At 68.7% G+C, this 20,344-nt stretch carries 20 protein-coding genes and 1 pseudogene; 6 read left to right on the top strand and 15 right to left on the bottom strand.

The genetic code is table 11. From position 1 onward, the window contains the following. Positions 1-4 precede the first annotated feature (4 nt). The 10 genes and pseudogenes from R3A49_07260 to R3A49_07215 form a co-directional block, all read right to left on the bottom strand. On the bottom strand, positions 5-1,888 hold the full coding sequence (locus R3A49_07260; protein ID MEZ5170529.1) for a GMC family oxidoreductase: 1,884 nt from the start codon (positions 1,886-1,888) through the stop codon (positions 5-7). An 83-nt stretch (positions 1,889-1,971) separates the two neighbouring features. After that, a pseudogene (locus tag R3A49_07255) lies at positions 1,972-2,295 on the bottom strand (hypothetical protein). Continuing rightward, entirely contained in the window at positions 2,292-3,224 is a 933-nt protein-coding gene (locus R3A49_07250) for a hypothetical protein (protein MEZ5170528.1), read from the bottom strand. Before R3A49_07250 ends, R3A49_07255 begins: the two are co-directional and overlap by 4 nt. A gap of 74 nt (positions 3,225-3,298) precedes the next feature. Next, positions 3,299-4,141, bottom strand: a complete 843-nt coding sequence (locus R3A49_07245) for a DUF6777 domain-containing protein (GenBank protein ID MEZ5170527.1) — start codon at positions 4,139-4,141, stop codon at positions 3,299-3,301. Positions 4,142-4,246: 105 nt separating this feature from the next. Continuing rightward, entirely contained in the window at positions 4,247-5,395 is a 1,149-nt protein-coding gene (locus R3A49_07240; GenBank protein MEZ5170526.1) for an acyl-CoA dehydrogenase family protein, read from the bottom strand. Beyond that, complete coding sequence (locus R3A49_07235) at positions 5,388-6,167, bottom strand: enoyl-CoA hydratase-related protein (GenBank protein MEZ5170525.1); 780 nt, start codon at positions 6,165-6,167, stop codon at positions 5,388-5,390. The genes R3A49_07240 and R3A49_07235 overlap by 8 nt, the downstream gene beginning before the upstream one ends. After that, the gene (locus tag R3A49_07230) at positions 6,160-7,209 is read right to left on the bottom strand and encodes an alcohol dehydrogenase catalytic domain-containing protein (protein MEZ5170524.1); all 1,050 of its coding nucleotides are present in this window, start codon (positions 7,207-7,209) and stop codon (positions 6,160-6,162) included. Before R3A49_07230 ends, R3A49_07235 begins: the two co-directional genes overlap by 8 nt. Positions 7,210-7,255: 46 nt before the next feature. Then, on the bottom strand, positions 7,256-8,407 hold the full coding sequence (locus R3A49_07225; GenBank protein MEZ5170523.1) for an acyl-CoA dehydrogenase family protein: 1,152 nt from the start codon (positions 8,405-8,407) through the stop codon (positions 7,256-7,258). A gap of 88 nt (positions 8,408-8,495) precedes the next feature. After that, positions 8,496-9,350 (bottom strand): amidohydrolase family protein, encoded by an 855-nt coding sequence (locus R3A49_07220; GenBank protein MEZ5170522.1) that lies wholly within the window; start codon positions 9,348-9,350, stop codon positions 8,496-8,498. A 19-nt stretch (positions 9,351-9,369) separates the two neighbouring features. Beyond that, on the bottom strand, positions 9,370-10,530 hold the full coding sequence (locus tag R3A49_07215; protein MEZ5170521.1) for an acyl-CoA dehydrogenase family protein: 1,161 nt from the start codon (positions 10,528-10,530) through the stop codon (positions 9,370-9,372). A gap of 154 nt (positions 10,531-10,684) precedes the next feature. Between R3A49_07215 and R3A49_07210 the strand changes: the two genes are divergently transcribed. After that, a complete protein-coding gene (locus R3A49_07210) occupies positions 10,685-11,293 on the top strand; it encodes a TetR/AcrR family transcriptional regulator (GenBank protein MEZ5170520.1) in 609 nt (202 codons plus the stop codon). A gap of 72 nt (positions 11,294-11,365) precedes the next feature. Here the strand turns inward: R3A49_07210 and R3A49_07205 are convergent, their stop codons facing one another. Further along, the gene (locus R3A49_07205) at positions 11,366-11,839 is read right to left on the bottom strand and encodes an SRPBCC family protein (GenBank protein ID MEZ5170519.1); all 474 of its coding nucleotides are present in this window, start codon (positions 11,837-11,839) and stop codon (positions 11,366-11,368) included. 142 nt (positions 11,840-11,981) lie between these two features. Continuing rightward, a complete protein-coding gene (locus R3A49_07200; protein ID MEZ5170518.1) occupies positions 11,982-13,937 on the bottom strand; it encodes an NAD(P)/FAD-dependent oxidoreductase in 1,956 nt (651 codons plus the stop codon). Between the two features lie 119 nt (positions 13,938-14,056). Here R3A49_07200 and R3A49_07195 point away from each other — a divergent pair, with 119 nt between their 5' ends. Genes R3A49_07195 through R3A49_07185 form a run of 3 tightly spaced genes read left to right on the top strand, consistent with a single transcriptional unit; the run spans position 14,057 to position 16,829 of the window. After that, positions 14,057-15,103, top strand: coding sequence for an ABC transporter permease (locus R3A49_07195; protein ID MEZ5170517.1), 1,047 nt, complete (start codon positions 14,057-14,059; stop codon positions 15,101-15,103). Beyond that, positions 15,100-15,951, top strand: coding sequence for an ABC transporter ATP-binding protein (locus tag R3A49_07190; GenBank protein MEZ5170516.1), 852 nt, complete (start codon positions 15,100-15,102; stop codon positions 15,949-15,951). The genes R3A49_07195 and R3A49_07190 overlap by 4 nt, the downstream gene beginning before the upstream one ends. Beyond that, positions 15,951-16,829, top strand: coding sequence for an ABC transporter ATP-binding protein (locus R3A49_07185; protein ID MEZ5170515.1), 879 nt, complete (start codon positions 15,951-15,953; stop codon positions 16,827-16,829). The genes R3A49_07190 and R3A49_07185 overlap by 1 nt, the downstream gene beginning before the upstream one ends. Here R3A49_07185 and R3A49_07180 read toward each other — a convergent pair. Both R3A49_07180 and R3A49_07175 read right to left on the bottom strand, forming a co-directional pair. Beyond that, positions 16,826-17,842, bottom strand: a complete 1,017-nt coding sequence (locus R3A49_07180) for a methyltransferase domain-containing protein (protein MEZ5170514.1) — start codon at positions 17,840-17,842, stop codon at positions 16,826-16,828. The genes R3A49_07185 and R3A49_07180 overlap by 4 nt on opposite strands. A gap of 30 nt (positions 17,843-17,872) precedes the next feature. Further along, complete coding sequence (locus tag R3A49_07175) at positions 17,873-18,634, bottom strand: SDR family NAD(P)-dependent oxidoreductase (GenBank protein ID MEZ5170513.1); 762 nt, start codon at positions 18,632-18,634, stop codon at positions 17,873-17,875. A gap of 101 nt (positions 18,635-18,735) precedes the next feature. Between R3A49_07175 and R3A49_07170 the strand changes: the two genes are divergently transcribed. Then, the gene (locus tag R3A49_07170) at positions 18,736-19,122 is read left to right on the top strand and encodes a VOC family protein (GenBank protein ID MEZ5170512.1); all 387 of its coding nucleotides are present in this window, start codon (positions 18,736-18,738) and stop codon (positions 19,120-19,122) included. Positions 19,123-19,178: 56 nt separating this feature from the next. Further along, entirely contained in the window at positions 19,179-19,601 is a 423-nt protein-coding gene (locus tag R3A49_07165) for a PPOX class F420-dependent oxidoreductase (GenBank protein ID MEZ5170511.1), read from the top strand. A 22-nt stretch (positions 19,602-19,623) separates the two neighbouring features. On the opposite strand, the gene R3A49_07160 is transcribed toward R3A49_07165, so the two are convergent. Next, a complete protein-coding gene (locus tag R3A49_07160) occupies positions 19,624-20,121 on the bottom strand; it encodes a DUF2269 family protein (GenBank protein ID MEZ5170510.1) in 498 nt (165 codons plus the stop codon). Positions 20,122-20,344: the final 223 nt, after the last annotated feature.

Below are 20,344 nucleotides of genomic sequence, written 5' to 3'. Positions count from 1 at the left end.
CCTCTTATCCCTCGGTCACGATCTCATCGGCGATGGCCAGCGCGAGGGCCATGATCGACACCTGCGGGTTCACCTCGGGACAGCTCGGCAGGACCGTGGCGTCGGCCACCCACACACCGTCGGTACCGCGGAGCCGACCGGTCTCGTCGACCGGCGACCGTTGGTCGTCGGAGCCGGCGCCTGCGGTGCCGGTCGGGTGGAACGCGGCCACATGCAGGTGCAGCGGGTCGACCGACGCGAGTGCGTCGTCGAGTTCGGCGATGGTGCGCACCGACGCTGCGTTCGGAAGAGCCGTGAACACGCTCTCGGCGCCCGCAGCGAACATGAGACGGCCCATGGCCCCCATCGCCTGCACGAGCCGGTCGGCGTCACGCCGGCTGAGGTCGTAGCGCAGCACGGGTCTACGCAGCCGCCGACCGAGCCGTCGACCCAGGACCCGACCCGACGGCTCGTCGGCGATCATGGCCCCGAACACCCCGACGTGGTCGGCGTCGGCCAGTCGGCGAACGAGCTCGGGCCCGTAGCCCGGGAGCACCATCGACCCCATGCCCGGCGGTGTGGCCGTCGCCTCGATGAGGATGCCGTGCTCGCGCTGCAGCTCGTCGACCGCCGCGCTCTGGAGCACGCCCTCCCAGGCCACCACCGGCTCGGGGAAACGTCCGGCCAGGCCGAGCGCGGGATGCAGGCTCAGGTTCCTCCCGATGCGGGGATGGTTGCCCAGTGAGCTGCGCCACAGCAGCGCCGGGGTCTCCGCAGCACCCGCCGCGACCACGACGGTGTCGGCGTGCACCTCGAGCGCCGAGCCGTCGGGACGCCTGACTGCCACGCCGGTGGCCCGCCCGTCACCGTGCAGCACCCTGGCGACGCGGGCATGGGAGATGATTCTCGCTCCGGCGTCGCAGGCCTGTGGAAGAGCGTTGAGGTGTACGCCGAACTTGGCATTGCGCGGACAGCCGATGCTGCACTGGCACGAGCCGACGCAGTCGGGGGCATTGCGTGTGATCGGGTGTGAGCTCCAGCCCTTCCCGGCCGCGCCGGTGAGCAGAAGCTCGCCGTTTCTTCCCATGACCGGTGGCGGGACCGGACCCACGCGCAGTGTCTCCTCCACGTCGTCGAGATACGGGGCGAACGCGTCGGGGTCGGCCATCGCGAGCCCGAAGTCGTCCCGCCACCGCTGCTGGACACGGACGGGTGGTCGATAGCAGGTGCCCGAGTTGACCACGGTCGTGCCGCCGACTGCCCGGCCGATCGGGAGTACGACCGGCGGTCGTCCGAGAGCGACGGTTGTGCCGCCGTCACGGTACAGACCGGCGAAGCGGTCGACGGGGTGGCCGTCACGGAACTCGGCAACCCTGAAGCGGCGGCCTTCTTCGAGGATCACCACCTCGAGCCCGGCGCGCGCCAGGCTACGGGCCGCGAACGCGCCGCCTGCTCCGGATCCGACAACGACCGCGTCGCAGCGCACCACGCTCATCTCGTCGAGTGAGGACGTGATGGTCATCTCCGCGTCGGGTCGGGCCACGGGGAGCCGCACGGCACGTCGGTGCATCTCATCGGCGTTGGCGCCGGCGCCGTGGGAGAGGAGAACGACGGCCTTCAGGCTGTCGAGGGCCATGGCGAGCTCGGGCCGTACCCCGGCGATGCGCTCGAGGACGCGCGTCCGAGCGTCGACATCGAGGTCGACAAGCGATCGACGGGTCAGGGCGCGTGCTGCACCGGCGATTCCGACGAAGCCGGCACGGATACCCGTGGCGATGCCCAGTGGCAGTTGCGCGAGGTAGCGGTCGAGATCGTCGGCGACCTCGAAGGGCACCGGTCCGCCGGCCTCGGGCGGCAACAGCGCGGAGCAGACCGCCTCGGTGCTGCGTCGCGCCGGGCGGGTGACCATCAGTTGCGTGCCGGTGTCACGCTCACAGGACCCGGTGTGGTGTCGACGCCGGAAGCTGGCGGCCCGACCGCGCGGACCGTGCCGCGGCGCCCGATGTGTCGGCCGAGCTTCAGGAACAGCGGGTAGGTGGCGTAGATCGCAGCCGAGACGACATCGGTCTTCCATCCGGCCTCGTCGGTGTTCACGCTGAACACCCCGCTGTTGACCATGAAGTCGCGGCCGTTGCTCGAGCCGAACGGCTTCCAGAACAGCCCCAGGCCCGGTGCCTCGAGGTAGAGGGCGACGGAGATCCCGATGAAGGTTCCCATCGTCGCCGCCTCCGCCAGGTCACGCTTCTCCTCGGGTAGCACCCGTTCGATCAGTACGCCCGACGCAACGAGCATCGGTGGATCCAACAGGAAGCTCATTGCCGGGTCCTCTCGTTGACCGGAGGTGCGTGGGGTGCGCGCAGGCCGACCTCGGCGTGACCGGTGCCGCGCAGCGACCACTCCCGTTCGGTCACCCATCCGCTGCGCTCACGCCTGTCGATGAGGATCTCGACGTTGGCTCGTTCGGTGTTGGTGCACACCGCCTTCTCGCCGTCGGGATCGACGTACTCGAGCGCGACACAGCGGTCGTCCGGCTGGTCCACCGTGACGCGGATGCGTCGCCGGCCGATTCGACCCGCCAGGCTCCAGCGGGGCAGCGCGATCTCGGTCGTTGTCCGTAGCGCCGGCCACGGGCCCGACGGCCAGTCCTCACCGTCGACGCGCAGCCGAAGGAACGCCATGGCCGGAAGCCGGTTCAGGACGGGCGACTGGGAGACCGCGCTCACGATCTCGAGCACATCGTCGTAGCCGAGGTCGGCGTGCAGCCACACCCAGCGCTTGGCGCTGCCGTGGCTGTAGATGTGCGCCACGGCGCCCCGGCCACCGTCGAAACGATGGACGGTGCCCGCGACGTCGATCGCACCGGTGAACGTCGCGCTCGGTGCCACGACGGTCTGGGCGCCGGGCAGGAGTTCCCGTGACCACGCGACCTTCGGGAACGTCCACAGCGGCTCCGACGTGTCCTGCCAGTTCAGCTCCCACGAAACCGCACCGGCGGTACCCGTCCAGTGGTTGGCCTCGGCGCAGGCGTCATCGGTGGCGAACCAGGGGCCGTCGGCTCCGGGGGGCTTCGTCGGCGAAGGACCGAAGCGTGCGGTCACCGGCGGATCGTCGACAGGGAACACGCTCACCCAGCCGTGTCCGTACGGTTCGCCGCCGCGATCGTCGCAGGGCGCGATCGTCTCGTAGTGCACCCACAGGCCGGCGCCGGTGACGGGCTCGGTGACGGTCGCGTACCAGACCTCCATGCGCCCGGGCGCGCCCGCCCACCGTGGTGTGGCTGCCAACGACAACGTCGACGACACGGCGATCTCCCGACCCCTCAGAGGATGTTGCCGTCGTTCGGATCGGTGCCGTTCGAGCTGTCGGGCGGCGGGCCGCTCGGCTCGCCCGGTGTGACGGGTTCGCTCGGTGTGACGGGTTCGCTCGGCTCGCTCGGTGTGACGGGTTCGCTCGGTTCTGTCGGCGTGCCCGGCTGCGTCGGGGTCGTGACCTGACTCCCGGGCCCGGTCGGTTCTGTCGTTGTCGTGGTCGTCGTCGTGGTCGGCTCCTGCGGCGTGCTGGGGTAGTAGGCCGGCAGAAGTGGATTGCCGCACTTGCAGCGCGTCACCGGTGTCTGCGGTTCGGCTGCGGTCGTCGACGGGGCGGTCTCCTCGGTCGGCGGTTCGGTGACCTCGGTGGACGGCGCGTTCGGCTCGCCGTCCAGTTCCTGGGGTGGCGGACCGGACATGAGGACGGCGGTTCCCTTCTCGAGCATCGACGGACGGGCGTAGGCGACGCCGTCGTGGAGGCCGTGGTTCGTGACCATCGTGTCGTTCTCGAGCACCGTGGGCTCGAGAGTCTCGACGTAGGCGGGAACCGATTCCTCGGGGATGTCGAGGACCGCTGCCCACGCGTGCATTGCCTCGGGTCGGTTCTGGAGCTCTTCGACGAACTTGTCCTTGTCGCAGATCCTGTCGTCGTCGGTGTCGACGGGAGGAGTGAAGGCGTCGGGCCCGATCTCACCGGAAGGCTCCTCGATGAAGCCGGCGTCCGTCGCCTGGTACGCACCCCCACCGTTGTCGCCACTGTCGGCCGCCAGGGCGACACCCATCCCGGCGGCGGCCACGATTCCGACCGCACCGACGATGAACCCTGCCATTGCCTGTTTCGTGGTAGCGGCCATGGGGACCCCCTGTTCGTCGTGCCCCGACTTCGCGGGACCTTCCGATTCATCTCGGACACTACGACCACGACCGCCCGGCGGGATAGGGTCGGAGGACCCGACGGGTCACGGGCGGTACCCGAGCACGAGGGCCTTGGCGATCATCTCGCGTTGCACCTCGTTGGCGCCTTCCCCGTACTCGAGGATCTTGCAGTCGCGGTAGTAGCGCTGCACGGGGCTGTCGGACATGAACCCCTGCGCACCGTGGAGATGCATGGCCCGCTCGCAGACGTACGTTGCTGTTTCCGAGGCCGTGAGCTTGGCGATCGAGGCGTCGGTGTCGAAGTCCCGGTCGGCGGCCATCGCAGCCGCACTGCCGTAGACGAGCGTGCGGGCGGCGCGCAGACGGGCGGTCATGTCGGCGAGGGTGAAGCGCACCGCCTGCAGCTCGGCGAGCGGACCGCCGAACTGCTCCCGGCCGACGACGTGGCTCGCAGAGGCGTCGAGAGCGGCGCCGGCGAGACCGACGGCGAGGGCGCCACCGAAGATCCTGCCTTTCGACAGCACGGCGAGGCACTGGCGAAACCCGGTTTCCTCGTCGCCGACGAGCCGGTCCGTGGGCACTTCCACTCCGTCGAAGTGGAGCTCGGCCAGCTCGGACGGCCGCATGCCGACCTTGGCCATCGGCGTTCGCGTGAGGCCGGGTGTGTCGCCGTCCACGGCGAGCACCGAGAGGCCCCGGAGCCGGCCGGGTTCGAGGCCGGTGCGGACAACGACCAGGATCACATCGGCGAAGGTGCCGTTGGTGATGTACATCTTCGAGCCGTCGAGGGTGTAGCGGTCGCCGTCGCGACGGGCCGTGAGGCGGGCGCGGGTGACGTCGGCGCCGGCGTCGGGCTCTGCGTAGGCCCAGGCGCCGGTGAGGTGGCCGGCCAGCAGGTCCGGGAGGAACCGGTCGCGCAGGTCCTGCGCGGCGATCTCCGCGAGCGCACCGGCAGCGAGTGCGGTGTGTACGTAGATGCCCAGCGCAACGCCGGCCGAGGCTCGGGCCAGCTCCTCGATCAGCAGGCACCGCTCGACCGCTTCACCGCCCGAGCCTCCCACCGTCTCGTCGAAACCGACGCCGAGCCAGCCCAACTCACCGAGGTGGGCGAACAGTTCGACGGGGTAGCGGTCGTCGGTGTCCCACGCGGTGGCGTGAGGCGCGATCTCCTCGGTGGCGAACCGGGCGACCTCGTTGCGGAAGTTCTCCTGGGGCCCGGTGAGCTCAATCACCGGTGAACTCCGGCGCCCGCTTCTCCCTGAACGCGGCGACACCCTCGGCGTGATCGGCGGTCTGGAGGCACTGGACCTGGGCGAGGATCTCGAACTCGAACTCGCCGTCCATGTCGGTGCTCACGGACCGGTGGATGGCCCGTCTCGTCCACCGGTACGCGCCCGGGGGACCGGCCGCGAACCGGGCGGCCCACTCCGCCACGGTCTCGGCGAACTCGTCGGGGTCGCAGACCTCGTGGACCAGTCCGATGGCGCGTGCTTCGTCTGCGTCGACGAGGCGACCGGTCAGCATCAGTTCGGTGGCGGTGCCGAGCCCGACGAGGCGGGGCAGGAACCAGCCCGCGGACATGTCGCACCCCGCGAGGCCGATGGGGGTGAAGGGTGCGCCGAGACGGATGCCGGACGCGGCGATACGGATGTCGGAGGCCATGGCCAGGCCGAGGCCGCCGCCGACGGTGGCGCCGTGGAGTGCGGCGATCACCGGTTTGTCCATCTCGACGATGGCCCGGATCGGGTCCAGGTAGTGGCGGACGATCCGTTCCCATTCGGCGGCGTCGCGAGGAACCATCTCGGCCTGGTCCGCGCCTGCGCAGAACGCCTTTCCCGCCCCCGCCAGCACGACGACCCGGGCAGGCGACGCGTCGGCTTCGGCGAGGGCGTCGACGAGTCGGTCGACCGTGTCGATCGCGAGCGTGTTGAGCCGGTCGGGGCGGTTGAGGGTGACCGTGGCCACCTGGTCGGCGACCTCGACGAGTACGTCGGTTTCAGGCATGGTTGCCTCCTGCGGCGTTGTGTTGTGCCCGCCCGGGCTCGATGACGGTGCGGGCCGGACCAGCGGGACCTTCGAACAGCTCGGGAACCTCGTCGAGGCCGACACGGCGCGAGATCGACCGGGACGTGTCGAGTCGTCCCTCGCCGATCAGCCCGACGACGGTGGCGATGTCGTCGAGGGTGGATCCGAAGGATCCGGCCGTCACGAGTTCCATACCGACGAAACGGATGATGGGCGGCAGGCGGGGACGGTCGTGGCCGACACCGACCACGACGAGACGGCCGCCGGGGGCGAGAGCCTCGAGACCCATCTCCACGGAGTCGGCTCGACCGACGAACTCGAACGCGGCGTCGATACCACCGACGAGCTCGCGTACGGCGCGCCCGGGTCGGTCGTGGGCCGCCGGGTCGACGACGTCGTCGGCGCCCATGGCCAGGGCGAGGTTCCGGGCCTCGGCGGAGGGGTCGACAGCGACGACACGGGCAACCCCCAGCAGTCGTGCAAGGGCGACGGCGTGGAGTCCCAGGCCTCCGGCACCGATGATGCCGACGGTTTCCCCGGGCTCGAGGTGACCGACCGCGGTGAGGGCGTGGTAGGGGGTGGCGACGGCGTCGGTCGCGATCGCACCGATCCCGAAATCCACCGTGTCGGGCAGCGCGACGAGACACGACGCGGGAACGGCGACGTACTCGGCGAAACCGCCGGGACGCACCATGCCGAAACCCTGGGGCCGAACGCAGCGGTTCTCGTGCCCGGATTCGCAGGCGCGACAGGCGCCGCAGACCACCTGGCCGTAGCAGACGACGGGATCGCCTTCCGCCCAGCCGGTGGTGCCGGCGCCGACCGCGGCGATACGTCCGGCGGTCTCGTGGCCCGGGATGGTGCCGTCGGCGACTCCGAGCTCGCCGGCCACGAGGTGGTGGTCGGTGCCGCACACGCCGACGGCGACCACCTCGACGACCACCTCACCCGGGCCGGGCGCCGGGTCGGGGAGCTCGGTGAGCTCCAGGACACCGCGTTCGCGAAAGACCAGGGCTCTCATCGGGCCCACTCCGGGAGCATGAGCCGGCCGGTGTCGAGAACCGGGTTCATCGCAGTCCGAGGTGGTGGGCGATGATGTTGCGCTGGATCTGGCTGGTGCCTCCGCCCAGTTCGCAACCGCGGGCTTCGAGGAATCGGCGCATGAACGGCGACTCGGCTGCGTATCCGTGCGCGCCGCCGGTCTGTAGCGCCCGGTCGGCGGCACGCATGGCCACGTTGTTGGCGAAGGTCTTGGCCATCGACACCTCGAAGGGACAGGGGCCCTCGAGGTCGCGCTTGGCGGCTGCGGCGTAGACGAGCAACCGGGCCGCGGCGATCTCGGCGTAGGACTCGGCGAGGGGATGTGACACCGCCTGGAACCGGCCTATCGGTCCGCCGTACTGCTCGCGCTCGGTCGCATGGGCGACCGCCAGGTCGACCGCGGCCTGGGCGACCCCGACGGCCTGGGCGGCGTTGGCGAGACGCTCGGGGTCCATGAGCCGGGCGAGGTTGATCCAGCCGTCGCCCTCGGCGCCCAGCATCGCGTCGCCGTCGACTTCGACGCCGTCGAGGATGACGTCGTCGACCATGAGGCCCCGCATGGCGGGGAACTGGCAGCGCCGGAAGCTCACGCCCGGTGTGTCGCCGTCGAGGAGAAACAGGCTGATACCCCGCCGGCGTGAGTCGGGGTCGGTGGAGGTGCGGGCTGCGCAGATGATGACCTCGGCCCGTTCCGCTCCGCTGATGGGTCCCTTGAGGCCGTCCAGGCACCAACGACCTCCCTCGAGCCGGGTGGCCCGGGTGGTCATGGCCGCGAAGTCCGAGCCGGCGCCGGGTTCGGACATGGCGAGCGCGAAACGCGCGTCGCCGCTCACCACGGCCGGCAGGTAGTGCGCACGCTGCTCGTCGGAGCCGCAGATCTCGAGGGCGTGGGAGCCGAAGATGGTGCCGGTGATGTAGAGCGTCGCGAGGGAGATGGAGGTCTTTCCGACTTCTTCGACGAACACGCACAGGTCGACGACACTGCCCCCGCGGCCGCCGAACTCCGGTGGAACCGGGATGGCGGTCCAGCCGTTCCGGGCGCAGTCCCGGTAGAAGTCGTCGGGGTACTCCTCGTTGCGCTCCATCGCCGCCACGCGCGTGGGTGGCCAGACCTCGTCGAGGTAGGTCCGCACCTCGGCGCGCAGAGCCAGCTGTTCGTCGGTCAGGTAGATGTCCATCAGCCTTCCTCCGCGTGTGGTCCCCGCCGGTCGCCGGAGTCGTCGGTGCCGACGACCCGCGTGACCGCTCCGGCGGGCCGGGACACGGTCACGTGTCGAGCCCCAGCACCCGCAGGGCGTTGCCCCGCAGCACCTTGGCCGTGGCCTCGGGCGAGAACCCGCGGTCGTAGACGTCCTGCACGGTCCGGTCGAAGGGCAGCAGTGGGTAGTCGGTGGCCCACACGACCTTGTCCTGTCCGTACCCACCGGCGAAGGCGCACAGCTCCTCCGACCAGCGTCGGGCGGGGCGGGCCGAGGTTTCGAGGTAGACGTTGGGATGCTTCCAGGCCAGGATCATCATCTCCTCCGCCCACGGGTCGCCGACATGGGTGCCCAGGATCCGGAGATCGGGGAAGGTGAGCGCGACCTCGTCCAGGTAGATCGGCCGGCCGCATTCTGAGGGCAGCAGCGGACCGGTGTGGCCGACCTGAAGCGCCACGGGGATGTCGTACTCGCAGCACGCCACGTAGAACGGCCAGTACATGCGATCCGTCGGGGGCGGCGCCGTCGTGCGGCCGTCGCCGTACTGGTAGGGCTCGAGGCGGAACACACGCATGCCGAGCTCTTCGATACAGCGGCGGAACTCCGCCATGGCGGGCATGGGGTCGCGTATGTCGACCGTGAAGCTGCCGATGAGCCGCTCGGGCGCCTCGGCCACGAACCCGGCCGTCTCGTCGTTGTCGACCACCCAGGTGTCCAGGAACTTGAACGACGACGCCACGCCGAGCTCCACGCCGGCGGCGTCCATCTCCGAGAGCACCTGATCCAGCGTGAAACCGGCCCGGAACCGCTCCTCGACGCCGTACTTGCGAAAGATGTGCCAGAACGGTTCGGGCCAGCGGTCCGCGGTGCCCGGCGGCACGATCGTCATCCAGGCGTCGACCGCCCCGACACGTTCACTCATGGCCTCTCCCCCATGTCGCTCATGGTGCGGTGAGTTGTCGCGAGATGATCTCCCGCATGATCTCGGAGGTGCCCGCCCCGACGGAGAACCCCGCCACGTCGCGGTAGTAGCGGGGGATCGGTGAGTCCTCCATCTGGCCGAACCCTCCGTGCAGCTGCATGATCTCGCGGGCCACGAACTGGACGTGGTCCGCCGCAGCCAGCTTCGCCATCGACACCGCCATCTCCCCTGACGGATCCTGCCGGCTCAACAGGTCGGCGGCGTGGTAGGTGAGCTGGCGGGATGACTCGAGGCGGGTGGCCATCTCGGCGAAGCGGTGCCGCCAGGTCTGGAACCCTGTGAGCGACTTCCCGAAGACCTGCCGGTCCCGGGCGTAGTCGAGGCCCAACTCGATGAGGTGTTCCATGATGCCGACCGCCAACGCGGCGATCACGAGCCGCTCACCGGCGAAGTGCGAGAGGATGTAGTGGATCCCGCGGCCCTCCTCGCCGACCAGGTTCGAGGCGGGGATCCGGCAGCCGTCGAAGAACAGCTCGCCGGTGTCGGACGCCCGGGCACCCAGCTTGTCGAGGCGGCGCCCGACCTCGAAGCCCGGCGTGGCAGTGGGAAAGACGACCAGCGAGATCCCGTGGGCGCCCGTCTCGCCGGTGCGGACCGCCAGCGTGATGAAGTCGGCGCGCGTGCCGTTGGAGATGAAGGTCTTCTGCCCGGAGATGACGTACTCGTCGCCGTCGCGCACCGCCCGGGTGGTGATGGCCGCCACATCGGATCCCGCACCGGGCTCGGAGACACCGATGGCACCGATCAGCTCGCCGCGGATCGCCGGTGTCATCCAGGTCTCCTTGAGGTCGTCGGAGGCTTCGTCGGCCAGGACGGAGAGAGCGAACTCCGACTGGGCCATCAGCGCCACGGCGGTGCCGACCGAGTCGCCCTTGGCGAGCTCCTCGCAGAGCACCACCGTCGCCAGGAAGTCCTCGCCCGACCCGCCGAAGCGGGGCTCGTAGCGCAGGCCCAGGAACCCCGCGTCGGCGGCCGAGACGTACAGCTCACGGGGCACCTCTCCCGCGGCTTCCCAGGCTGTGGCGTTCGGCCGGATCTCCCGGTTCACGAACGCCCCGACGCTGGTCCGGAACTGCTCGTGCTCGGGGGTGAGATGAGCCGACGGCTGCCTCGGGTACATGATGACTGACCAAACTAGAAGTTCAGTCAGCTCTCGTCAAGTCGAATGGAATTGTTATCTCGTAACGGATCCCGACGACCACGACGGTCGGCTGCGTGGCCTGACCGGGCTATCCGTCCGGTCAGGAGAGTCGCACGGCTACACTGCCCGGTCGATGGCTGTCACCCCCACGGCGACCGATTCCGAGCCCCGGCGGCGGCTGATCACCGCGGCCGAAGCGCAGTTCCGGCGTTTCGGCTACCGGCGCACCACGGTCGACGACATCACAGCCGACGCCGGCACCGGCAAGGGGAGCCTGTACCTGCACTTCGACTCGAAACAGGACCTCTACCTCGCCGTGGTCACCGAGTCCCTCGAGCGTTTCGTGTCCCAAGCGACCGCGGTGCTGGCCGGTCACGACACGGTGCCGCACCGGTTGGCGGCACTGGTCGAAGCCACGGTTCGCCACTACGGCGAGGACGAGCTGCTGCGAGCATCGCTGTTCGGCCACGACGACCTCGTCGCCGGCAGGGTGGCGGAGCTGGCCGCCGGAATCCAGCGGGAGCGGATCCGCGCGCTGCTGGCGGAGGTCCTCGCCGAGGGCCAGGTCGCCGGCACGATCCGCGCCGACCTCGACCCGCCCACCACCGCGGCAATGCTCTTCGAGATGGGTTGGGCAGTGGTCCGGGCCGAACGGGAGGGCCAGAGCGGCCTCCCGTTGGAAACGGCGCTGTGGACCCTCAACGACATCGTCGGGCGCGGCGTACTGGCCGACCCGACGTAGTCCCGCTGTCCTGCCGACGGACCGACCACGGGGATCGTCCTCGACGGCGCTGGGCGCGCTCGCGGTCGCCGACTACTCGACGCGACGGGCGAGGCTGTCGAGGCCCTTGCCGAGACTTCGGGCGAAGAGGCCCTTCACGGCCTTGAACGGCAGCCGGAACCAGCCGACGGGTTCGAGCGCCTGCGTGTAGGTGACCCGTGAGCGTCCACCGTCGAGCGTGTCGATCGTCACGCGTTCGTTGAGCGACTCGAACAGTCCGACCGACATCTCGGTCACCGTGAAGGCGAACCGCTTGCCGACGTCCCACGCCACGAACTCCTCGTGGAACTCGACACCGGGAATGCGGACCCGGCGCCGGGCTCCGACACCCGAGGCGGCGCCGGTGACGGTCACGTCCTTCACGGCGGTGAACCACTCGGGCCACGACTCGTGGTCGGCGAGGACGTCCCAGATCGCCGTCGGCGTCGCGTTGATCTCCCGTTCGGCGACACAGCGTTCGGGTGCGTTCTCGACCCAGGCGTCGGAATGCGTCTGCAGCCTCTTCACGGCCGCACTCTACGGTTTCGGGCGTCCTCCGGGAGGAACCGACAGACGCGATGCCGGGAGCCACCCGGTGGCCGGATATTGCGCGGACGGTTCCGGGCGCACGAAGCTGCTGACGTCGGAGCGCCAGGCGGTGGGTGGCTCTCTACCGGGACGCCGGCTCCACAGTGCTGAGCGTGTAGTCGTCGAGTCGGACGCGTTTGGTCATCGACCAGTACTTGTGCAGCCGCCACGGGCTCAGGATGTAGATCTCTCCCGAGTCGTTCTGGTACCAGCTCGAGCGGATGGAGTCGTGCGACCACACCATGGTGGCGAGCTCGGCCTGGAGGGCGTCGTTGTAGAAGTCGTGGACCTCCTGGCGACATTCCATGGCGTCGTTGTCGCCGCCGATCAGCTCCGCCAGGCACTCCGTGATGTAGTGCATCTGGCACTCGGCGTGGAAGATCATGCTCCCCGCACTGGCCAGGTTCGTCCCAGGCCCGTACATGATGAACAGGTTCGGGAAGTTGGGCACGGTGATCCCCATGTACGCCCGGGGCTCGTCGCCCCACTGCTCGGCGAGGACGGCACCGCCGCGTCCGGTGATCTCCATCGGCCAGAGGTAGCGGTTGGCGTCGAATCCCGTGGCGTAGACGATGAGATCGGCCTCGTGCTCCGTTCCCGTGTCGTCCATGACGCCGCGGGGGGTGATGCGGGAGATCGGCTCGGTGATCAACTCGACGTCGTCGCGGGTGAGGGCGCTCAGCCAGCTTCCGTTGTCCTGGAGGGTTCGCTTGCCGATGCACACGTAGTCGGGGACGACCTTCTCGGCGAGGTCGGAGTCGTCGCCCACCTGGGCGACCATCTGGGCGGCGAAGATCTCGCGTACGGCGTCGTTGGCGGCGCTCACGGCGCGTTCGGGATACGGCCAGTCGGGGTCGACCTCCATGGCGGCGAAGCCGCCGTCGCAGGCCGGCCAGAAGATCAGGAACCGGTACCACCGTCCGTAGAACGGCAGGTGGCGCAGGGCCCATTGGGCTCCGGGCGGGACTTCGTCGTGGTAGTGGGGGCTGGGGAACATCCACGGAGCGGAGCGCTGGAAGACGTCGACGTGCGCGGTGTCGGGAGCGATCGCCGGCACGAGTTGGAACGCGCTGGCTCCGGTTCCGATCACCGCGACCCGCTTGCCGGCGAGCTCGGTTCCCTCGACCCACTGCGCCGTGTGCATGGACTCCCCGGCGAAGGAGTCGCGACCTTCGATGTCGGGAAGCTTCGGGATGTTGAGTTGGCCCGTGGCGCTGACGAGCGCCGCCGCCTCCAGCGTCTCGACATCCCCGGACTCGTTTCGCACCTCCACGCACCACCGTGCCGTCGACTCGTCCCAGGTCGCGGCGGTGACGCTGCACGAGTAGCGGGTGTTCTCGTGAACGCCGTACTTGTCGGCGCAGTTCTCGAAGTACTCGCGCAGCTCGTCGTGCTGTGCGAAGAACTCCGACCACTCGTTGGGCTCGAACGAGTAGCAGTAGAAGTGGTTGCCGACGTCGACCCGACACCCGGGATAGATGTTCTTGCGCCAGGTGCCACCCGGACCGGCGTCCGACTCGATCACGGTGAAAGGCACGCCGGCCTGGCCGAGCCGAATCCCAGCAAGGATCCCCGACATCCCGCCTCCGATCACGACGACCGGGAAGTCCTGACGCGCCGCCGTGTCGATTGCCTCGAGGCGTCGCGGGGCTCGCGCGTCGACGCCGTCGAGCTCCAGCTCCTCGAGCATCAGGGGTACGTAGTCGGCCGGGATCTCCTCGGCGACGAGGAACTCCATCATGCGGTGGACCGTCCCGTGGTCGGGTGGCGGCACCGGTGCGCAGCCACCGTCGCGGTACTCGCGGATCACCTGGAGCGCCGCCTCGCGGACCTCGGCCTGGTCTTCCGGGCTCATGAAGCCCTGGATCTCGTTGATGAAGGAGCCCTGCGGCCGGAGGTCGCCGTCGAGGAGGCCGTAGTCGCCGCTCATGTGCATCATCGACATCATGAGTGTGGGGATGCTCACGTCCTCGAGCATCGCGGCGATCGTGGCGTCGTCGTCGGAGAACGGTTCCCCCGCGAAGCGGCTCCTGCCCATCGCACGAAACCTAGCCGGAGGGTGCTGAATCCGTCTGCAGTCATGGGCTGCGACAGGGCACGGAGCCGGAGTGACGACCGGTCCGCGACCTTCCGCGGCACTCACTCTACGGTGGCCGTGTGCTGGCGATGATCCGCAAGGAGTTCCGTGAACTGCGGCGCGACCGGCGCACGATGGGGATGCTCATCGCCTTCCCGCTGCTGCTGCTGGTTATCTTCGGCTACGCGGCGAACTTCAGCGTCTCCAGTGTGACGACCGTGGTGGTCGGACCGTCCGCCGAGCCGGTCGCGGAGGCCCTGCCGTCGTTCTTCGACGTCACGCGCGTCGACCAGAACGGCGACGAGCGGTCCGCCACGAACGACCTCGTCGACAATGAAGCCAACACCGCCGTCGTCACCTCCGACTCCGCGGCGCCGGTCGTGCTCATCGACGGCTCCTCGCTGTTCACGGCCCAGGCGACCGTGGGGGCCACCAAGCAGGCGGGCGACGACGTGACGACGGAAGTTCTGTTCAATCCCGATCTGAAGACTTCCTGGGTGATGGTCCCCGCGCTCATCGGCCTCATCATGACGTTCATCGGAACGATCGTGACGAGCCTCGGTCTGGTGCGCGAGCGCCAGGACGGAACCCTGGAACAGCTCGCCGTGATGCCGTTGCGCCCGAGCGACGTGATCCTCGGCAAGGTTGTTCCCTACTTCGCCCTGGCCTACGTCGACATGATCGCGGTGACGGTTCTCGGGGCGCTCCTGTTCGGCGTGCCGTTCGTCGGCTCTGTGATCCTGTTCGGCGTCGGTGCCGCGGTGTTCCTCTTCGTGGTCCTGGGTCTCGGCGTTCTCATCTCGACCGTTTCGCAGAACCAGGGGCAGGCCATCCAGACCGCCATGTTCGTCGTGATGCCGCAGATCCTCCTGTCGGGGATGATCTTCCCGCTCAGCTCTATGCCGTGGAGTGTGCGCTGGATCGGGTACGTGCTCCCCCTGACGTACTTCATCGACATCGCCCAGGGGATCCTGCTGCGCGGTGCCGGGCTGTCCTCGCTGTGGATCTCCTACGTCGCGCTGGCCGTCATGGCCGCGGTGGTCTTCGGTGGTGCAGTCCTGCGGTTCCGACGCGACCTCGCGCCGAAGCTCTCCGGGCACGCGGCTGTGGGCTCCACCGAGGCATGAGCTTCGGGGTCCGTGGCCTCGACATGGACTTCGGCGACGTCGCGGCGCTGCGCGGGGTCCACCTCGACGTTCCTCGTGGTTCGATCGTGGCGGTCGTCGGCGGAGACGGTGCCGGCAAGACCACGCTCCTCCGCTGTCTCGTCGGTCGACTCGCCCCGACGGCAGGTGAGGTCGTGCGTCCCGAACGCAACCGGATCGGCTACATGCCGTCCACGTCGGGAACGTGGCGTGATCTGACCGTCGACGAGAACATCGACTTCGCCGTCGAGGCCTACGCCATGGATACCGCTTCCCGGCGTCGACGTCGCGGTGAGCTCCTGGAGCGCGCCGCGCTGACAGACGCCAGCCACCGCCCTGCGGGAGACCTGTCCGGTGGAATGCGCCAGAAGCTCGGGTTCGTCCTGGCCGTTCTCCACGAACCCGACCTCCTCGTTCTCGATGAGCCGTCGACAGGTGTCGATCCGGTCAGCCGCGTGGAGCTGTGGCGCCTGATCGCCGACGCCGCGGCCTCGGGGGCAGCGGTCGCGATGGCGACCACCTACCTCGACGAGGCAGAACGCGCATCTCGGATCGTCGTTCTCGACGGCGGGCTGGTCATCGCCGACGGTACGAGGGACGAGGTGATCGCATCAACTCCCGGCTACGTCACGGCACCTTCGGTCGCGACGTGCGCGGCACGTGCGTGGCGCCGAGGCGACGAGGTCCGGGAGTGGCACTCCGACGACGAGATCCCGGCGGACGATGGCGACGGACCGGTCCTGACAACCGGCGAACTCGAGTTCGAGGACGTCGTCATCGCGCGCTTGCTCGACAAGCAGGTCGCACAGCACCGCGTCGGTGGTTCGTGATGGTTGTCCACGCGCCACTCCTCGCAGCGCATCAGGTCACCCGTCAGTTCGGACGCTTCACAGCAGTTGACAACGTGTCGGTGACGGTGGGGGAGGGCGAGATCGTCGGCCTGTTGGGAGCCAACGGGGCGGGCAAGACGACGTTGATCCGCATGATGCTCGGGCTACTCGACGTGACCGAGGGTTGGGTCACGATGTTCGGCGCCACGCCGTCGCGTGGGCTCCGTCAACGCCTGGGGTACGTCCCGCAGGATCTCGGCCTCTACCGCGACATGACCGTGATCGAGAACCTCGAGTTCCATGCTGCCGCATACGGCCAGAGCCCGGATTCCATCGAACTGCCGCCCGATCTGACCGACGCGGGCGATGAACTCGTCGGATCCATCGGGCTCGGACACCAACGTCGACTGGCGTTCGCCAGTGCTCTCGGCCTCCGTCCCGACGTCCTCGTTCTCGACGAGCCGACCTCGGGGGTCGATCCTCTGTCGCGGGCCCGGCTGTGGGACGCGATCCGGGGCGAGTCCGACCGTGGTGTCGGCGTCCTCGTCACAACGCACTACATGGAGGAGGCACACCAGTGTGACCGTCTGGTGTTGATGTCGTCGGGACGGGTTGCCGCTGCCGGCACGGTGGGGAAGATCCTGGACGGTCGTACGGTCGTCGAGGTGGTCGCCGAGTCCTGGGCGGAGGCATTCTCGCTGCTCGGTGATGCCGGTTTCGACGTGATGCTCGCCGGTCGGCGAATTCGCGTTGCGGCCGACGACGAGGGCCGGATCCGCGCGGTTCTCCGTGACGCCGGGCTCCGCGCAGAACTGGCGGTCGTCCCCGCTGTCCTCGACGAGGCCATGGTGGCTCTCAGTACGGGCGACGAGGGCTAGCGGGGCTTCTCCAGCACGTAGTTCCAGTTGAGGGTGAGGAGCTCCTCCTCCTCGGCCTGGATGTAGGAGTGGCCGTTCTCGTGCATCCGCTGGATCATGGCGTCGAGCTTCCGCGGGATCACGCGGACCTTCGCCAGGGCCTTGAACACGGCTTCGTAGCGGTCGTAGAGCGCCACCTCCTTCCTGATGTTCTCCACGGCGCTGCGTCCCTCGGACGAGATCAGCTCGAAGCCGGCACCGGTGAAGGAGTCCTCCCAGTACCGGTAGTGCCAGAATCCACCGAAGACCGTGAGCTCGCGGGTGTGCTGAACGAGCGTGCGGTGGTGTCCGTTGTCCCGGTCGTAGGCGTCGAGGGCGGCCACGTCGTTGACGACGAACCGGCCTCCGGGCTTCAGGACCCGGAACACCTCCCGCGACGTCGAATCGAGGTCGGTCACGTACGTCATGGGTTGGATCGCATAGACGGCGTCGAGTGATTCGTCCGCGAACTCGAGTGGTTCGTTGAAATCGCCGACGGCGAAGTTCTCGGCGACGAGATCGGGATTGTCCCGGGCCCTCTCGATCTGTGTGGCGTCGATGTTGATGCCGTAGAGCGTGGATCCGGTCAGCTCCACCATGTGTTCGGCGATCGATCCGTTGCCGCACCCGAGATCGAGCATTTTCGTACCGGGCCCCACGTCGAGCTGGCGGGCAACCAACTCCTCGAAGAGAACCTGGTTCTTCAGAACCGACTGCTCCGGATCGAGGCAGGGCGGCATGTACATCTTCTCGACGGACCCCAGCGTGCAGAGCAGGCTGATCACCTTGTACAGATCGGCGAGCTCGGTGCTGCTGCCCTGCTCGTAGCCGCGAAGAGGAACCCCGTTCTTGTAGTCGGAGAGCGTGTTCTCCGGTGAGTCGGTGAACAGCTCGTCGTACGTACCCATGTACGCGTCGAAGTCGGCGTCGCTGATCGTGTAGAGCGCGCCGAAGGCCCGCAGCCGGTCGAAGATGCTCGTTGTCCTGTGCGGCATCCGGTCGTCCCCCGTGACGGTGTTGACGGACTACGTGAGCTGGCCGGCGTCGATGACGAGAATCTGGGCCGTGACGAGATCGGGGCCGGTGATCAACCCGAGGATCGAGGCAGCCACGTCGTCGGGGGTGCACACGCTCTTGAGCGGTGACGACTCCCTCATGGCATCGCGGATCATGTCGTGTGTCTCCTCGCCGTGACTCTCGATCCACCAGCGCCCGGTCACGAAGCCCGGCGCGACGGCGTTGACGCGCACCTCGGGGGCCAGGACACGAGCCATCGTGACGGTCAGGTTGTTGAGCGCCGCCTTGGAGGCGCAGTAGGCGAGAGACGACCCGATGCCGGCGACACCCGCCACCGACGAGACGTTGACGACCTCCCCGCCCCCGTCCCGGCGCAGAGGGCCCGCTGCGGCCCGCATCATCTGCCAGGGACCGATCGTGTTGACGTCGTAGAGGCTGTGCCAGTCGGCAGCGTCCAGGCCGTCGAGCTCGTCGTGGGCAACGTGGACCGTCGTGCCCGCATTGTTCACGAGCACGTCGAGTCGACCGAGCGACGCAACCGCCTCGTCGACCATCCGGCGGCAGTCGATGTCGCTCGCGACGTCACCCTGAACTGAGAGTGCCTCGACGTCGTGGGAGCGGACTCGGTCCACGACGTCGTGTGCTGCGTCAGCGGACCGGTTGTAGTTGACGGCGACCGAGCAGCCCGCGGCGGCCAGCAACAGTGCCGTCGACCGCCCGATGCCCGTTCCCCCACCCGTGACGAGTGCGGCCTTCCCGGCGAGGTCCATGCCGTGGACCCTACCGATGCGTCGATGGAGGGTCACATGCGGACCTCGTTGACGCACCGTAGGCCCGCAGCGGTGGGCGTCGATACGCCAGACTGGGCGACGTGGGAGTCGAGCTCAACCACACGATCGTTCCGGCGCGCGACGGGGAGGCGTCGGCGCGCTGGTTCTCGGAGGTCTTCGGTCTCCCGGAGCCCATCCGATTCGGCCACTTCTGGCAGGTACGGACGGCCAACGGCGTCGATCTCGACTTCGACACCTACGGCGAGGGCGACGACCTCTTCACGACCCAGCACTACGCCTTTCTGGTGAGCGAGAACGAGTTCGACACGATCTTCTCCCGCGTGCAGGAACGGGGTACTCCCTACTGGGCCGATCCCGGTCGGAGCCGTCCGGGCGAGATCAACCACAACGACGGAGGTCGCGGCGTCTACTTCGCCGATCGTGATGATCATCTGCTCGAGATCATCACGCGTCCCTACGGGGGCTGAGCGCAGCGCGCTCGAGGAAACGACGACGGAAGGGACGACGGAAGGATGGTGGTGGCATGGATCTGAGCGAAGCGACGGCGTGGACGGCGCAACGTAGCCACGGGACGCTGATCACGCTCCGGGCCGACGGCCGGGCGCAGTCGTCCGACATCGTGTTCGCCGTCGACGACGGGTCGTTCCTGATCTCGGTGACCGACGACCGTGCCAAGACGGTGAACATGCGGCGTGATCCGCGTGTCGTGCTGCACGTGTCGGATCCCGACCAGTGGTCATACGTGTCCTTCGACGGCACGGCGACGCTGTCGGCGGTGACGAACGAGCCCGGGGACGCCGCGAGTGACGCCCTCCTCGACTACTACAACCGCGTGTCGCCCGAGCCGCACCCCGATCCCGACGAGTACCGGCAGGCGATGGTCGACGAGAAGCGCCTGGTCGTCACGTTCACACCGACGAGTGCCGTGGGGATCGTTCGGTCCTGATCGGTCGGGCCGAACGACGCCGTCAAGGCCTCCAGACCATCAGGAAGAGGACGAGGATCATGAGGACGTTCAACGCTGCGCCCACGGCGCCGACGACCCGCCCGCTCTGCGCCATGACCGCCAGTTGGGGCGGCGGGCCGCCGGACGGCGCGGGACCCGCCACCATCTCGCGCATCGCGTCGACGATCCTGCGGACGTTGGGCTGGAGCAGTCCGTGGCTGAGCCCCATGGCGACGACGTAGAGCAGGATGGACAGCCAGACCCACGTGTCACCGAACTCGATGACCCCGTCGCTCAACAGAACGAGCAGCACCCCCGACACGAGGACCCCGTAGATGAAGTACTCGGCGACCTTGGAAACGAGCCAGTTCGCCTCTGCCACGGCGAGGCCCTCGGGTCCCCGACGCGCCTTCGCCTGCGCTCCGTAGACGCCGTTCAGGAACACGGCTCCGAACCCCACGATCGCACAGAGGATGTGGAGGACCGCCACGAGCTTGTACGGACCGGTGTTGACACCCACGGGTTTCCTCCTCGACGTCGCGCGCGAGCAGCGTAGGCGCGAACGCGATACCGGCGCGTCGACGACGGGTCAGCCGCGCAAACGAAGCTGGTACGTGTTGCGGAGCTCGTCCTGGATGACCGTGGCGACGCCATCGATGTTCTCGACGACGAGCGTCGTGCGACGGCGCATCGCCGGAGCGTATGTGCTCGGCCGGATGTGCCAGGAACGGCGTGGCCGGCGA

The sequence above is a fragment of the Acidimicrobiia bacterium genome (genome assembly GCA_041394025.1).
Classification (GTDB): domain Bacteria; phylum Actinomycetota; class Acidimicrobiia; order IMCC26256; family JAOSJL01; genus JAOSJL01.
The sequence above is the reverse complement of the archived record's forward strand: the minus strand, read 5'-3'. Positions and strand labels throughout refer to the sequence as shown.

What these genes read in the sequence shown, in the direction of transcription:
- R3A49_07260 (MEZ5170529.1), bottom strand. Translation starts at nt 1,888, where the DNA reads ATGGTCACCCGCCCGGCGCGACGCAGCACCGAGGCGGTCTGCTCCGCG.
- R3A49_07250 (MEZ5170528.1), bottom strand. Translation starts at nt 3,224, where the DNA reads ATGGAGGTCTGGTACGCGACCGTCACCGAGCCCGTCACCGGCGCCGGC.
- R3A49_07245 (MEZ5170527.1), bottom strand. Translation starts at nt 4,141, where the DNA reads ATGGCCGCTACCACGAAACAGGCAATGGCAGGGTTCATCGTCGGTGCG.
- R3A49_07235 (MEZ5170525.1), bottom strand. Translation starts at nt 6,167, where the DNA reads ATGCCTGAAACCGACGTACTCGTCGAGGTCGCCGACCAGGTGGCCACG.
- R3A49_07230 (MEZ5170524.1), bottom strand. Translation starts at nt 7,209, where the DNA reads ATGAGAGCCCTGGTCTTTCGCGAACGCGGTGTCCTGGAGCTCACCGAG.
- R3A49_07225 (MEZ5170523.1), bottom strand. Translation starts at nt 8,407, where the DNA reads ATGGACATCTACCTGACCGACGAACAGCTGGCTCTGCGCGCCGAGGTG.
- R3A49_07220 (MEZ5170522.1), bottom strand. Translation starts at nt 9,350, where the DNA reads ATGAGTGAACGTGTCGGGGCGGTCGACGCCTGGATGACGATCGTGCCG.
- R3A49_07215 (MEZ5170521.1), bottom strand. Translation starts at nt 10,530, where the DNA reads ATGTACCCGAGGCAGCCGTCGGCTCATCTCACCCCCGAGCACGAGCAG.
- R3A49_07210 (MEZ5170520.1), top strand. Translation starts at nt 10,685, where the DNA reads ATGGCTGTCACCCCCACGGCGACCGATTCCGAGCCCCGGCGGCGGCTG.
- R3A49_07200 (MEZ5170518.1), bottom strand. Translation starts at nt 13,937, where the DNA reads ATGGGCAGGAGCCGCTTCGCGGGGGAACCGTTCTCCGACGACGACGCC.
- R3A49_07190 (MEZ5170516.1), top strand. Translation starts at nt 15,100, where the DNA reads ATGAGCTTCGGGGTCCGTGGCCTCGACATGGACTTCGGCGACGTCGCG.
- R3A49_07185 (MEZ5170515.1), top strand. Translation starts at nt 15,951, where the DNA reads ATGGTTGTCCACGCGCCACTCCTCGCAGCGCATCAGGTCACCCGTCAG.
- R3A49_07180 (MEZ5170514.1), bottom strand. Translation starts at nt 17,842, where the DNA reads ATGCCGCACAGGACAACGAGCATCTTCGACCGGCTGCGGGCCTTCGGC.
- R3A49_07175 (MEZ5170513.1), bottom strand. Translation starts at nt 18,634, where the DNA reads ATGGACCTCGCCGGGAAGGCCGCACTCGTCACGGGTGGGGGAACGGGC.
- R3A49_07165 (MEZ5170511.1), top strand. Translation starts at nt 19,179, where the DNA reads ATGGATCTGAGCGAAGCGACGGCGTGGACGGCGCAACGTAGCCACGGG.